The organism is Flavobacterium sp. LB2P53, from assembly GCF_003970305.1.
Lineage (GTDB): Bacteria > Bacteroidota > Bacteroidia > Flavobacteriales > Flavobacteriaceae > Flavobacterium.
The window spans coordinates 155,340-169,992 of sequence record NZ_RYDG01000003.1 but is presented as its reverse complement, the minus strand read 5'-3'; the positions used below and the strand labels follow the sequence as shown (position 1 = coordinate 169,992).

The 14,653-nt window shown below is 38.1% G+C and carries 15 protein-coding genes; 7 read left to right on the top strand and 8 right to left on the bottom strand.

Annotated elements, in window-relative coordinates; translation table 11 throughout:
• Positions 1-35 precede the first annotated feature (35 nt).
• Both EKL95_RS05480 and EKL95_RS05475 read left to right on the top strand, forming a co-directional pair.
• Complete coding sequence (locus EKL95_RS05480) at positions 36-2,201, top strand: xanthine dehydrogenase family protein molybdopterin-binding subunit (RefSeq protein WP_199736780.1); 2,166 nt, start codon at positions 36-38, stop codon at positions 2,199-2,201.
• Positions 2,202-2,337: 136 nt separating this feature from the next.
• Positions 2,338-3,477 carry a cysteine desulfurase family protein gene (locus tag EKL95_RS05475; RefSeq protein ID WP_126563720.1) on the top strand — a complete coding sequence of 380 codons (1,140 nt, stop codon included), beginning with the start codon at positions 2,338-2,340 and terminating at the stop codon, positions 3,475-3,477.
• A 46-nt stretch (positions 3,478-3,523) separates the two neighbouring features.
• On the opposite strand, the gene EKL95_RS05470 is transcribed toward EKL95_RS05475, so the two are convergent.
• The 8 genes from EKL95_RS05470 to EKL95_RS05435 all read right to left on the bottom strand — a co-directional run bounded on the left by EKL95_RS05470 (position 3,524) and on the right by EKL95_RS05435 (position 10,250).
• Positions 3,524-3,964 (bottom strand): molybdenum cofactor biosynthesis protein MoaE, encoded by a 441-nt coding sequence (locus tag EKL95_RS05470; protein ID WP_126563719.1) that lies wholly within the window; start codon positions 3,962-3,964, stop codon positions 3,524-3,526.
• Positions 3,964-5,070 carry a HesA/MoeB/ThiF family protein gene (locus EKL95_RS05465; RefSeq protein ID WP_126563718.1) on the bottom strand — a complete coding sequence of 369 codons (1,107 nt, stop codon included), beginning with the start codon at positions 5,068-5,070 and terminating at the stop codon, positions 3,964-3,966. The genes EKL95_RS05470 and EKL95_RS05465 overlap by 1 nt, the downstream gene beginning before the upstream one ends.
• A gap of 1 nt (position 5,071) precedes the next feature.
• Positions 5,072-5,299 (bottom strand): MoaD/ThiS family protein, encoded by a 228-nt coding sequence (locus EKL95_RS05460; protein ID WP_126553358.1) that lies wholly within the window; start codon positions 5,297-5,299, stop codon positions 5,072-5,074.
• 285 nt (positions 5,300-5,584) lie between these two features.
• Positions 5,585-6,319 carry a sulfite exporter TauE/SafE family protein gene (locus EKL95_RS05455; protein WP_126451535.1) on the bottom strand — a complete coding sequence of 245 codons (735 nt, stop codon included), beginning with the start codon at positions 6,317-6,319 and terminating at the stop codon, positions 5,585-5,587.
• Positions 6,320-6,374: 55 nt separating this feature from the next.
• A complete protein-coding gene (gene glp, locus EKL95_RS05450) occupies positions 6,375-7,553 on the bottom strand; it encodes a gephyrin-like molybdotransferase Glp (protein WP_126563717.1) in 1,179 nt (392 codons plus the stop codon).
• The gene (locus EKL95_RS05445; protein ID WP_126459437.1) at positions 7,550-8,137 is read right to left on the bottom strand and encodes an NTP transferase domain-containing protein; all 588 of its coding nucleotides are present in this window, start codon (positions 8,135-8,137) and stop codon (positions 7,550-7,552) included. Before EKL95_RS05445 ends, glp begins: the two co-directional genes overlap by 4 nt.
• The gene (gene moaA, locus EKL95_RS05440; RefSeq protein WP_126459434.1) at positions 8,137-9,117 is read right to left on the bottom strand and encodes a GTP 3',8-cyclase MoaA; all 981 of its coding nucleotides are present in this window, start codon (positions 9,115-9,117) and stop codon (positions 8,137-8,139) included. The genes EKL95_RS05445 and moaA overlap by 1 nt, the downstream gene beginning before the upstream one ends.
• Positions 9,118-9,119: 2 nt before the next feature.
• Complete coding sequence (locus EKL95_RS05435; protein WP_126563716.1) at positions 9,120-10,250, bottom strand: XdhC family protein; 1,131 nt, start codon at positions 10,248-10,250, stop codon at positions 9,120-9,122.
• 214 nt (positions 10,251-10,464) lie between these two features.
• On the opposite strand from EKL95_RS05435, the gene EKL95_RS14890 reads away from it, so the two are divergent.
• From EKL95_RS14890 to EKL95_RS05415, 5 genes are all read left to right on the top strand, one after another.
• On the top strand, positions 10,465-10,638 hold the full coding sequence (locus EKL95_RS14890) for a hypothetical protein (RefSeq protein WP_156063247.1): 174 nt from the start codon (positions 10,465-10,467) through the stop codon (positions 10,636-10,638).
• A gap of 203 nt (positions 10,639-10,841) precedes the next feature.
• Positions 10,842-12,395 carry a PglZ domain-containing protein gene (locus EKL95_RS05430; protein WP_126451530.1) on the top strand — a complete coding sequence of 518 codons (1,554 nt, stop codon included), beginning with the start codon at positions 10,842-10,844 and terminating at the stop codon, positions 12,393-12,395.
• Between the two features lie 61 nt (positions 12,396-12,456).
• Positions 12,457-12,864: a tRNA (adenosine(37)-N6)-threonylcarbamoyltransferase complex ATPase subunit type 1 TsaE gene (tsaE, locus tag EKL95_RS05425; protein WP_126561542.1), complete on the top strand. Its 408-nt coding sequence runs from the start codon at positions 12,457-12,459 to the stop codon at positions 12,862-12,864.
• Between the two features lie 8 nt (positions 12,865-12,872).
• Entirely contained in the window at positions 12,873-13,346 is a 474-nt protein-coding gene (locus EKL95_RS05420; RefSeq protein ID WP_126561541.1) for a GNAT family N-acetyltransferase, read from the top strand.
• 94 nt (positions 13,347-13,440) lie between these two features.
• Positions 13,441-14,640 (top strand): alanine dehydrogenase, encoded by a 1,200-nt coding sequence (locus EKL95_RS05415; RefSeq protein ID WP_197037185.1) that lies wholly within the window; start codon positions 13,441-13,443, stop codon positions 14,638-14,640.
• Positions 14,641-14,653: the final 13 nt, after the last annotated feature.

The window sequence follows — 14,653 nt, the reverse complement described above, 5'->3', positions numbered from 1 at the left end:
AACCAGAGTATTGTAAAATAAATAATTTCTAAAGTATGATGGATTCAAAAAACAATTTAGTAAATACAAGACGAAGCTTTCTCAAACTTACTGGTTTGGGTGGGGCTGCTCTTTGTATGGGGTTTTATTTACCCGGCGATACAGTTCCAACTTTAATAAAACCATCCGATTTAACAGCAGCTGATATTGAAATGTGCGCCTGGATACTCATCAATACCTCCGGAAAAGTAACCATAGTTAGTCACCGTGCCGAAATGGGTCAGGGTGCCTATCATTCCATTCCGCAAATTATAGCCGAAGAACTAGAAGTGAATTTAAAAGATATAGACGTAGTATTTGCCCAAGGAAATGAAAAAAAATACGGAAACCAGATTACTGGTGGTAGCTCAACCATAAGATCCGCGTACAAAAAATTACTAAAATTGAGCGCCACGGCACGTGAAATGCTGATTGCCGCAGCTGCGCTCCAATGGAATGTATCCGTTGACGATTGCTATGCCGAAGCAGGACATGTTATTCACAGGCCTTCTGGCAAAAAGAAACACTATGGTGAACTGGCAACCCAAGCTTCAAAATTAGAAGCTCCTAAAAATCCTAAACTCAAAAAAATATCCGAATATAAGCTTATCCGCCAGCCATTACACCGTTTGGATACGCCCATGAAAACAAATGGGACTGCTATTTTTGGCCTCGATAAAAAGATTCCAGGCATGCTCTATGCAGCCGTAGAACGAAATCCAAGACTTCGTGGAACAGTAAAAAGTTTTGATGATTCCGTGGCAAAAAAAATACCAGGGGTAAAACAGATTTTTGTGGTAAAAATGATGGTCCACAATACCATTCGGGAAGGAGTCGCCGTTGTGGCTGATTCGACTTGGGCAGCGATGCAGGGGAAAAAGGCTTTAATAGTTGAATGGGATGATACTGGATTTGAACATGTAAACAGTCCCGAAATATTCAAACGCCAGGAAGAATTTATAAAAACGAAGGAAGGATTGCCTCTTAAATCTCAAGGTGATCCTACTGCAATCATAGAAAAATCAAATAAGAAACTGGATGTAATCTACCAGACCCCATACCAATCCCATAGCTGTATGGAACCGCTGAATTGTATTGCCAATTTCCAAGGAGATACTGTAGAAATTTGGGGTCCGATTCAAGCACCTGGATGGGTTCAGGATTTTATAAGCACCCAAATGGGAATTGCAAAAGAAAAGGTAATTGTAAATATGACTTTCCTCGGTGGTGGTTTTGGAAGAAAAGCCTTTACCGATTATCCTCATGAAGCGGTATTGATTTCAAAAGAAATTGGAGCTCCGGTTCAGGTAGTTTGGACACGAGAGGATGACCTTAAGCAGGGCCCTTACCGACCAGGAATCTCTTATCGTTGTGAAGGTGTAGTAAAAGGCGGGAAAATTGAAGCGCTTAAATTTAGAATGGCAGGCCAAAATAACGACCACTGGAGTGGAGGAAAGAAAGACGTTCCTAATGATAGTACCAGCGAAGGATTCCTTGAACCCTATTATGCGAGTATCAAAAATTTAAGCATTTCAGATGTTCCCTTTGAAACACCACTACCAACAATGTGGTGGCGTTCAGTGTATGCTTCTACAAACGGATTTGCGTTTGAAAGTTTTATGGATGAAATGGCTGTAGAAGCTGGCGCGGATCCGCTGGATTTTAGAAGAGCTCATCTACAGGATGAGAGATGCCAAAAACTAATTGACAAAATGGAAGAAGTCTCCGGCTGGAAAAAAAGAAGTAAAAATGAAGGCTATGGTGTAGCCATCACTGAATGTTTCAAATCAACGGTAGGACACATTGTAAAAGTTTCAAAAAACGCCTCTGGAGGTGTAAAAATAGATAATGTTTGGGCCGTCATAGATTGTGGCTGGTATGTAAATCCGGATATTATTCGCGCGCAGGTTGAAGGTTCCATCGTCATGGGTCTGGGTGCGGCAACAATACATGAAATAACATTTAAGGATGGTATAGTAGAACAAAATAATTTTTATGATTACCCAATGCCTCGTATTACGGATATTCCACAAATAGAAGTGTATATTATAGACAATGAAGAAGATGCAGGCGGAGTTGGAGAACCCGGTCTTCCTCCTTTTGCACCAGCGTTGACAAATGCCATTTTTGACCTGACAGGCAAAAGAATACGAAAATTACCATTTAGTCTGGCAACGGTATAATGCCCTATTTTTTTACCTTTAAGGGTGATAGCAATTACAAGCTCTTTTTTAATTCCTATGCTCCGCAAAAGCAGATTCTTAAAAACTCACAAAAGAACTAAATAAGCATAAAACCTACTTTACAACACTAGTTTAAATGTCACTTATCCAAGAAAAAATCTATTTAGATAATAATGCAACAACGCGTATTGACGATCGGGTGCTTGATGCCATGCTTCCCTATTTCACTAATTTTTATGCCAATGCAAACAGTAGCCACCTGGCTGGATTAACGGTGAAAGAAGCAGTCGAACAGGCCAGATGGCAAACAGCGGAACTAATTCAAGCAAAACCAAACGACATTATTTTTACCTCAGGTGCAACAGAAGCAATAAATCTTGCAATCAAAGGACTTGCAAACGAAAAACGCAAACATATTGTTACTGTAATTACAGAGCACGAAGCCGTTTTAGATACTTGCCTTCACCTAGAAACCATCGGATACAAAGTCAGCTATTTAGGCGTCAATAAGGATGGTATTTTAGACCTAGACCTTCTTACAGCATCCGTGACCGAAGAAACTGCACTAGTAATTGTCATGATGGCAAATAACGAAACGGGGACACTCCAGGATATTAAAAAAATCGGGGAAATTGCTAAATCTAAAGGAGCCTATTTCCTGTGCGATGCCACTCAGGCTATAGGAAAAATTCCAATTAATGTCGTTGATTTAGGCATTGACCTTCTGTCTCTTTCTGCACATAAATTTTATGGACCAAAAGGCATCGGTGCATTATTTGTTTCCAAAAAAATAAAAGCAAAATTAACGGGTCAAATCACTGGAGGTGGTCAGCAAAACAGCAAACGAAGTGGTACTTTAAATGTTCCGGGAATCATCGGACTTGGCAAAGCCTGCGAAATTGCAAGCTTAGAAATGGAAAAGGACAGAGATAGGATAACAATAATGCGAGACTTACTTGAAAGGGAACTATTGAAAATACCCGCATCTTTTGTCAATGGTTCGCAAACAAATCGTCTTTACAATACGACCAATATTTGCTTTCGAGGCGTGAATTCTGAAAATCTTATTCTTGCTTTGCAAAATATTTCCGTTTCTAATGGTTCGGCCTGTTCGGCTGTTACATCAGAACCTTCACATGTCTTGAAAGCATTGGGTCTTACAAATGAAAATGCCTTATCTTCGATCCGATTTAGCTTAGGAAAATTCACGACTTTAGCAGAAATTGAATTGACAATTACTACCGTTTCCGAATTAACACGGCTATTAAAGTCATAAAATAGTATGTTCTAAATCGGATTTAATCCAAGTACGAAAATTAAATTCAGCTATTTATTTTCCACTGATGGGATTGGTCATTAAAAATTTCTTTTCCCCAAATCTGAAGTTCTGCTTTCACGCGTTCTACAATTTCATTACAGGCTTCCATGGCAATGTTTCTGTGCTTAGAAGAAGTGAAAACAAACAGGCATATTTCACCCGCATTGACCACCCCAAGACTGTGATGCACATGCATACAGCTCAACTCATATTTAGAAAATAGCTCTTCCCTGATTTCCTGCATTTTTTCTAACGCCATCGCTTCATAAGCACTATATTCAATAGCTTTCACTGTTTTGCCATCAACAACATCTTCCCGAATCTGACCCAGGAAAATACTGTGCGCTCCAATATTTTTTTTAGTCGCATGTTTTGCAATGCTATCTGCTATAAATAATGGAGGAATAGCTCCTTCAATGAAAATATTTTTGATTTTTTTGATCATTATTTAAGATCTTTTAATGCATTGATGCCGTCTTTTAAGTGGCTTATTTTTTTGGTAGTTCCAAATTTTTCTAATAAAAGTGCCCCTGCTATCAAGCTACGTTTTCCACTTTGGCAGAATAATAGAATCGTACGTTCACTAATTTCTGGAATTTTTTCACTCAGCCCGGATAAGGGAAGAGCACAATATTTGAAATCAGCTTTTGGAAGCTCGTCCTTTTCCCGGACATCAATTACAATAGTATCGTTATTGGAAACTTGGTCTAAAAAATCAATAACAGAAAGGGTTTCAATTTCGGTACTTGCGAGTCCGCAGAGCAAGTTATATTCTGTGGCTTCGAATGTTATTTCATCTTTTGGTATCAAATCAGAAACGGAAACTTCCATATTAATTTCAATGACATACAGTTCATAATTAAGCAAACTGAATGTAAGGAGTCTATTAACCAATACCTCCCCTATTCCTGTAAGTAATTTAATCACCTCCCCAGCCTGCATCAACCCGATGATCCCGGGTAAAACGCCTAAAACACCCGCTTCATTGCAATTTTGAACTTCATCCGGTTTTGGAGGTTTAGGAAACAAATGGCGGTAGTTCGTCTTGTTCTTATTTTCATCTTCAATATTAAAAACAGCCACTTGCCCTTCATATTGATAAATAGCACCAAAAACCAAAGGCTTCTCTAACAAGACACAGGCATCGTTTATCAAATAGCGGGATGCAAAATTATCAGTGCAATCCACTATAATATCATAGGCACGGATGAGTTTTATTGCATTTTTAGAACTAAGCGCAATGACATAGCCCGTAATACTAATTTCAGGATTGAGGCTTAGTAGTCTTTTGCATGCAACTGTGGCTTTGTCTTTACCAATGTCATCCGTCGTGTATAAAACCTGTCGTTGCAGGTTGCTTAAGGATATGATATCATGATCTACAATGCCAATGGTACCAATCCCAGAGGCAACAAGATACTGCAAGACGGGACATCCTAAACCACCCGCTCCTATCACAAGCACCTTGGCTTTCTCCAGTTTTTGCTGTCCTTTAGTTCCAAAATCTTGAAGTGAATAATGGCGGGAATATCGGGCGTTATAATTTTCCATATTATCCTCCTGAATAAGGTGGCATAAGTGCTACCGTATCATTTTGACCAAATAAAACATTTGTTCCTGCTAATTTCATGTTGACTGCTACCGCATATTTACGATCCGACAATTCTGGAAAAAGTTGCTCTAAAGCTTCTTTCATAGACACGATGTCAGTAGCGTGCAGGCAAATTTCTTTTCCCATAATCGCTGCAATCGAACCAAATGCTATAATTTTAATTTTCATATGTAGATAATATTTGCTAAGCCTGATTTTTCATGATTTTTTCAAATACGGGCGTTTGGGGAAATTACAATAAATCTATCTTTATCCAAAACATCTTAATGCAAAATTCCGCTAAACGTTCTGAATATTTTTTTAATTACGCGTTGTGATTCTGAATTATCAAACATTTATGAGCCATAAATCATCATTAATACTAGTGTCTGAATTTAAGCAAAATTAATTTTAAAAATCCTATATCTATACTTAAACCTATTAAGAATATAATTACTCCTAATTTACATATAACTAAGCTTTTGAAAACACTAATTTATAGGAAGCCAACAGCAAAACTACAGCCAGTACATATTTCAGAATAGTAGCATTAAATTTCTTAGAACCTAAATAAGCACCCAAAAATCCTCCGACCAAAGCTACACCAACAAACAGAGCCATATCTCCCGTGAATGTAATACCTCGTGTGAGCATACCACCTAGCCCCGCTAGAGAATTCACAAATATGAATGCCGCACTTATGGCCGCAGTCTGTTTTTGATTGGTCCATTGCAACAGTAATAAAAGGGGTGAAAGCAAAATACCTCCTCCAATACCAATCATTCCCGACAGCAAGCCCACGATTCCTCCACTAATAATTGCTACGGAAACAGTATGGGGCCTCAATTGACAATCTTCTACATTTTTGAAAAAGAAAAAACGAAGAATAGGAAAAAGCAATAACACTCCCAAAATTCGCTTGTAAACCGTTTCTTCAACGGTAATCATTCCGCCAATAAAGGCCATGGGAATCGACATTGCTGCAATTGGAATAAATATTTTCTTTGAGAAAAACCCACCGCGATAATAGTGTGAAAAAGAAGTTATAGAAACGAAAAGATTGAGCACTAAAGCAGTCGGTTTCATTTCTTCAGGAGCAATACCATAAAGTGCCATTAGCGCCAGATAGCCACTGGCACCACCATGACCGACCGAAGCATATAAGAAAGCAACAAAAAAAAGAATTATGTAAAATACTTCTATAGACATTCATTTAATGAGTTAGGGATAAATAGTAAAAATATTGTTTTTTTTGAAACAAGTATTATCCAGGCAGGAGATGAACGGCAACTTCTTCTCCGGCTAGGCAACCTTTTGATTCTTCCGGCAAAACAATAAAGCAATTCGCCTGAGCAAAAGAGTGCAAACGGAAAGATTCTTGTGCATGCAAGGGAGTTACTGTTCCATTGCTATACGAGGCCTTTAGAAAATGTGTTAATCCCGAAGCTTTAGGATAATCATGTGTAACCCTAGCGGTAATTTCCGTCAAGCTATTAGTCAAGCCCATACGATTTTCAAGTACTGGTAACACATACTCGTAAAAACAAGTCAGCGAAGACGAAGGATTTCCAGGAAGTCCAAAAATCAATTTGTCTTTTTTTGTTCCAAAAAACAAAGGCTTCCCGGGCTTCTGCTTGATTTTGTGAAATTGTTGCTCGACACCACACCGCTGCGCCACAAGAGGCACAAAATCATAATCGCCCACACTAACGCCACCGTTCAAAAGAACAATATCATGAGTGTCAAGCGCTTTTTGCAAAACGTCCTGTAATACTTCAATCTGATCTTCAGCAGTTTGTACTGTAATATCTCTGACGCCAATTTTATTTAAAACTGCTTTTAACTGAACGGAATTGGCTTCATAAACCTGACCAAAATCTAAAGGCCTACCTGGTTCTTGCAATTCATTTCCGGTAAGGATAATAGCCACTTTTGGAGGTGAATATACCCAAACTTCCGCACAGCCTATTCCGGCTAGAAAGCCTACTGCTGCCGGGGAAAGATAAGTTTCAGCCGCCATGGCAATGACTCCGCTTTCAACCTCTGCTCCTTTTAGTCTTACATTTGCTCCTTTCAAAAGTGTCTGGTCTTCAACTAGTAGTTTTCCGTTTTCAAGGCATATCCGTTCTTGCATTACTACGGTATCAGCTCCCTCCGGCAAAGGAGCGCCGGTAAATATTCTCGTAGCCTCACCTTTATTAAGTACCAGTTGTCTACTCGTACCAGCCGCCATTTCTCCTATAATGGTAAGAAGACTGTCCTTATCTTCATATTTGATAGCATAACCATCCATGGAAGATTGATGAAAATTTGGAATGTCTATCATGGCTTGAATGTCTCTTGCGGTCACTTGTCCATGAGCATATAGGAGTGCGACGAGCTCACTTTTTTTTGTCAAAGCTGCGCCCATAATTAGTTGTTTTGCTTCTTTTACAGAAATCATTTGGGATGGATCAGTTGTTCGTAATCTTCTATAGTGTCGATATCAACAGCCCCTTTTTCAAAGGGAATGCTGGCCACATCTTTTTTGTATTTTTCAATCATTTTTCGGGCTCCGGCATTACCAGAAAGCTGCATTAGCTCAGTAAAGTATTTTCTGCTGAACAAAACGGGAGTTCCCATCGTATTGGCATAACTAGAGGCAATAATACCTTTTCCGGTTTTTTTATGCTTTTCAATTAAACTGCGGAAAACAGCAGCATCAATATGAGGCTGGTCACAAACGGCCAAAATGCAGTGCTCAATGTCTAAATTAACAAGCAGCAACTCCTCCAAGCCTTTGCTTATCGAAGACCCCATGCCTTTTTGCCAATCAGGATTTCGGCAAATTAAAACCGAATTAACTTCTTTTTCAATAGCGGTGTTCTTTGAACCCATTACAACAATCGCTTTAGTGCTTACTTCGAGTATTTGTTCTACAGTATGAAAAAGTAAGGTTTTACCATTAAATTCAAGTAACTGTTTGGGCCGACCCAAGCGCGAGGAACTCCCCGCTGCCAATAGTACTATTCCTGTTTTATTTTCCATCAGCCGCCTATTGTAATCATACTTCTATTTTTAAGTTTACTGGCATCTATATCTTCAAAAACGCCACTAAATTGACCTCCTAAAGCTTTGGCCTTAGCCATAATAGTGTCTTCTATCAAAGGCAAAATTTCTTGACCGGCACGTAAAGCGCCAAGCAAATCGGTTTCCTCTTTAGAGAATAAGCAATTTTTTAATTTTCCATCAGCCGTCAGTCGCATGCGGTTGCAAGTTTCACAAAAAGGAGAACTCATTGTACTAATTACAGCAAAGGAACCCACATGACCCGGAATCATATATTTTTTTGAGGTATCGTTGGGTTCGGGCTGCACCGGAAGGACATCATATTTTGAAGCGACTTTCAACAAAATCTCTTGCAGGGTAAAAACTTGGTTACTCGTCCAGTTATTACCACTGAAAGGCATGAATTCGATAAACCGTACTTCGATTGTATTGTGTTGGGTCAGTGCTATAAAATCCAGAATTTCGTTCTCGTTGAGGCCTTTCATCACAACCACATTTATTTTCACACGAATCCCGTGCTGCAACAGCAATTCGATATTACTTCTGACACGATGATACAAATCTCTTCGGGTAATTTTCAAAAATTTATCGGCTTGCAAAGTATCTAAGCTGATATTTATCGCCTTAATATTTGCCGCTAAAAGCTCGTCTAGCATTTCATTTATCCGCACGCCATTGGTAGTAATAGCGAGTTCAACTCCTAATTTTCCCAAAGATTCTATAATCCGTGGAGCGTCTTTTCGTACCAAAGGTTCGCCTCCGGTCAGGCGAATTTTTTTTACGCCATTGGCCACGAATAATTTGGCGATGGTTTCGATCTCTTCAACCTGCATTAATTTAGAGGCTGGTGCAAAGGCATAATTTTCTTCTGGCATGCAATAAAAACAGCGTAGATTGCAATTATCAGTCAGTGAAATCCTGAGATAGTCGTGAACGCGTCCGAATGTGTCTTTTATCATAATCAAGTATTTTTAATCCCATTCGTAGCAGGATGTATTTTATTTTTTTTGTGTTTGAGCGAGTTCGCCGTTTTTCCTTCCATCACTGCTTTTATTTCTGCTACAACAGAAAGCGCTATTTCTTCTGATGTTTCCGCACCAATATCAAGGCCTATCGGACCATAGATTCGATCCAGCTGTGCTTTAGTTACCACAATTCCTTCGGCGCTCAAATCATCAAACATGCGGTTCAGTTTTGTCTTTGGACCTAATATTCCGATGTACATACAATCAGTTTCCAAAAGCAATTTTAAAACTTCCAGATCATATTTGTAGTTATGCGTCATCAGGACAAAGAAAGTCCGGGAGTCAATGCTGCTGTTTTCTACTAATTGCAGTGGCTTGGTTACAAGTATTTGCTTGGCTTCTGGAAAACGTTTTGCGGTTGAATGTGTTGCTCTTCCGTCACCTACAAGTACTTCCCAACCTAATAAATTAGCCATTTTTACTAATGGTTGCGCATCATTTCCTGCACCGGCAAGTACTAGCGAAACTGGGAGTGGGATGTATTCGATTAAAGCTTCATGTTCATGATCTTCTAGCTGTATTTTTTTTATAATCGATGATTTGCTATAAAGTACTTCCTTGAAAGCTACATGCAATGCCTTTAAATCAGTTCTTTGACTAATCACCAGATCTTCTCGGTACACTAATACAGTCCCTATTTGTACAGTATTCCGCTCCAAGGAAAACAAGGTCAAAACCACGGCTTCTTTGCGTTCTGCTACCGATTGTTCCAACAAGTAAATCGGATTACATACTGCACATTCATCGATGTATTCAAAAAGAATATGGACAATTCCGTTGCATCCTAATTGCACTCCAAAATCAGAATCGCTTTCATCACTGGTATCGTAGGTAATTAGCTTATTTTGTTTTTGGTGTATGGCCAGCAGTGCTTTTCGCAAGGCATCGCCTTCAAGGCATCCGCCGCTAATAGCACCGGTCAAAATACCGTCTTCTGTTACAAGCATGCGTGCGCCCGGCTGACGGTAAGAAGAGCCTTCTACTTTGACCACTGTTGCCAATGCTGTTTTTTTTCCACTCGCTTTGGCTGTTGAATAGGCTTTTAAAATATCTGTAACTTCTTTCATTAGTCTTTTTTTTAACGGCTTAGATTCTGTTTTTAAAATATTTTCTCTTAAAAATAAAAGAAATAACAGAGTAAGCGATACACAACATGAATGGAGTATCGTACAACAGAATATCACATTCAATTGTATAACCATCAGTTTCAATTTTTTAGCAATACGAGCCTAATGTACCGCTCCGATTGACTAATCAATTCCGAAATTTAATCAATTTATTATGGATATCAAACCTATTCACAACGAATCTAGGTTAAAAAAGCCTGTCACGAAGGAGTTTTTAGATAACACGGTAAGTGGTGTGCTGGTTTTAAATGATAAATTTGCCATTAGATTAGGCGAAAACAATACCAAACACATGTATTATATAGCTCAAATTTCATCTAAAATATAGCGTACAGTCAGACCCGGACGGAGTTTACGAACGATTAGGTACACCAAAAAATTAACTTAAAACAGAATTAAAGTGAATTGTAATTTTAAAAATTATAACGTAAATATGTTAAAAAATTATAATAACATTAGCAGATAGCAATTCCAAAAAAATGTAATTTGCCACTTTAATTTAGTTCTTTCGAACACCTGTTACTACAACTTATGGATAAAATAAAAATACTTTGGGTAGATGATGAAATCGACCTTTTGAAACCACATATATTATTTCTGGAAAAGAAAAATTACGAGGTTACGACCTGTAACAACGGACTTGACGCCATTGGAATTTTTGAAGAAAACAATTTTGATATTATTTTTCTGGATGAAAATATGCCTGGAATGAGTGGTTTGGAAACGCTGTCAGAAATGAAGGAGAAAAAATCTTCGGTTCCCATGATTATGATTACGAAAAGCGAGGAAGAATACATTATGGAGGAAGCCATAGGGTCAAAAATTGCCGATTATTTGATCAAACCCGTGAATCCAAATCAGATTTTGTTGAGTTTGAAGAAAAATCTGGATCATTCCCGATTGATTTCTCAAAAAACAACGCTGGATTATCAGAAAGAATTTAGAAAAATCACCATGGAAATGGCGATGGTGAATTCCTATGAAGACTGGATTGAATTGTACAAGAAATTGATTTTTTGGGAACTGGAATTGGAAAATATAGACGATCAGAGCATGATTGAAATTTTGGAATCCCAGAAAACAGAAGCCAATTCCCAGTTCGGAAAATTCATAGAGCGCAATTATGAGGATTGGTTTGCTCCAAAGGCCGATAAACCGGTTCAATCTCACACCTTATTCAAAGAATTAGTGCTTCCTGAACTCCAGAAAAAAGACAAGCCTATTTTGTTTGTCGTAATTGACAATCTGCGCTATGACCAGTGGAAAACCTTTGAAAGTGTAGTAGGAAATTACTATAAACTGGAAAAAGAAGTGCCTTACTATTCTATTCTTCCTACGGCGACACAATATGCGCGAAACGCTATTTTCTCCGGTTTAACCCCGCTGGAAATGGAAAAACAGTTTCCGAAATACTGGAAAAACGACCCGGAGGAAGGCGGAAAGAACCTTTTTGAAGCCGAATTTTTGACGGCGCAACTAAAAAGATTGGGTTTGAATATCAAGGAAGATTATTTTAAAATAACAAGTCTTGCCAGCGGAAAAAAATTATCAGAGGGATTTAAAGCACTAAAAGATAATGATTTAGTAACTGTTGTATATAACTTTGTAGACATGCTTTCCCATGCCAAAACAGAGATGGATGTCGTAAAAGAACTGGCCTCTGATGATAAAGCGTATCGTTCGCTGACCTTGAGCTGGTTTAAGAATTCTCCACTTTTAGAAATCATTCAACAAGCTCAAAAAATGGGTTTCAAATTGATTTTGACCACGGATCACGGAACGATAAACGTAAAAAACCCATCGAAAGTGGTAGGTGACAAAAACACTAGTTTGAACTTGCGGTATAAAACCGGACGCAGTTTGACATACGAACACAAAGATGTTTATGCTGTGAAAGAACCAAAAAATATTGGTTTGCCTACCATAAATATGAGCAGTTCGTATATTTTTGCAAAAAATGATTTATTTTTGGCCTATGTCAACAACTACAATCATTATGTGAGTTATTACAAAAATACGTATCAGCACGGGGGTATTTCATTAGAAGAAATGATTATTCCATTTTTGGTTTTTAACCCAAAATAAGTAGTCAGTATCCGTTTTTAATGTATAGCATGAACCTTAAACTTTAAACAATTTCACAAGAATGAATATCATTTTTTCTATTGACGAACTCGAGGAAGTGGCGCAAAAAATCATTACAAAGAATCCTAAAAAAGTGATTCTTTTTCATGGGGAAATGGGCGTTGGAAAAACAACTTTGATCAAGCGATTGTGTAAAACGCTTGGCGTAACCGGAGCAACGAGTAGCCCAACTTTTTCTTTAGTTAATGAATATGAAGCATTTGACAATCAGTTAGTTTATCATTTTGATTTTTACAGATTAAATACTGAAGTCGAAGCGCTGGATATGGGGATTGATGATTATTTGTATTCTGGTAATTGGTGCTTTATAGAATGGGCTGAGAAGATCCCAAATTTGATTCCGGAAACACATTCCGTTATAACTATTTCACTGCTTCCTGACGGAAAACGTTCTTTAACCTTAAGTTAAAAGTAAATATGAGTGTAGATAATACCGTTGAAATAATACCATTTGCCCCTGCTTTCAAAGAAGCGATAAAAACATTAAATCTGGAATGGTTACAAAAACATTTTTGGGTTGAACCCAAAGATGAAAAAATACTTTCGGATCCGCAAGGTCAGATAATTGACAAAGGCGGAATGATTTTTTATGCAAAATACAAGAATACCATAGTAGGAACAGTTTCCTTAATAAAAATCGATAATGCCACTTTTGAACTGAGTAAAATGGCTGTTACTGTTAGCGCACAAGGACTGGGAGTTGGCAAAAAATTAATGCTGCATTGCCTTGCTGTTGCCGAAACAAAAGGAATGGAGAAACTGATTTTATATTCGAACCGGAAATTACTATCGGCTATTCATTTGTATAAAAAATTTGATTTCGTAGAAGTACTGTTAGAAGATGGCGTTTATGAGCGAGCCGATATAAAAATGGAAAGAATCATTCACTGAGATTTAGTTGTCTTATAAACGAATTTATCAAGATTGAATTCGTATCGTTTATAAAACTTTTTACGTAAATTGTACCCTTAATTTAACAACATCAATGTCAATAACTATAACACCATTCACAAAACAACAGCTTTTACCTCAGGAGGAAAAACTGGAAATTGCAAGACAAAAAAGTGAACTTTTTATTGGTATTCCCAAGGAAACGAGTTATCAAGAACGTCGGATTTGTCTTACACCAGATGCTGTTACTTCAATTACGTATCACGGACATCGCGTAATGATTGAAGCTGGTGCGGGATTGAGTTCGAGTTATACCGACAAAGAATATAGTGATGCAGGTGCCGAAATCACAAATGACACCAAAAAAGTATTCAGTTGTCCTATGATTTTGAAGGTGGAACCTGCCACACTTACCGAAATTGAAATGATGAATCCGCAAACCATTCTGTTGTCAGCCATCCAATTAAAAACGCGTAAAAAAAACTATTTTGAGGCTTTAACCAAAAAGAAAATTACCGCATTGGCTTTTGAATACATCAAAGACGAAGACGGAACCTATCCTGCAGTAAAATCCCTGAGCGAGATAGCAGGAACTGCTTCTATCCTAATTGCTGCCGAATTGATGATTACTAATGAATTTGGAAAAGGACTATTATTCGGTAACATTACCGGCGTCCCTCCTACTGATGTGGTCATTCTAGGTGCAGGAACGGTGGGGGAATTTGCTGCCAAAACCGCTATAGGATTAGGAGCCAATGTCAAAGTTTTTGATAATTCTATCACCAAACTACGTCGTTTGCAGAATAATCTGAACCAACGAATCTTTACTTCTACCATACAACCAAAAGCTTTGCTAAAAGCATTGAGAAGGTGTGATGTAGCCATTGGTGCCATGCGAGGGAAAGATCGTTGTCCCGTGATAGTTACGGAGACCATGGTAGAACACATGAAAATTGGAGCCGTAATCGTAGATGTAAGCATTGATACCGGAGGATGTTTTGAAACTTCAGAAGTGACATCCCATGAAAAACCAACGTTTATCAAAAACAATGTATTGCATTATTGCGTACCCAATATTCCGTCCCGCTATTCTAAAACCGCTTCGCTCTCCATAAGCAATATCATATCGCCTTACCTAATGAAAATTGCTGAGGATGGAGGCATCGAGAGCGCTATACGTTGTGATAAAGGGTTAAAAAATGGCGTCTATATGTACCACGGAATCCTCACAAACAATGCTATTAGTGACTGGTTTGACTTACCCAATAACGACATTAATTTAATTGTTTTTTAAGAAAACTTTCTGC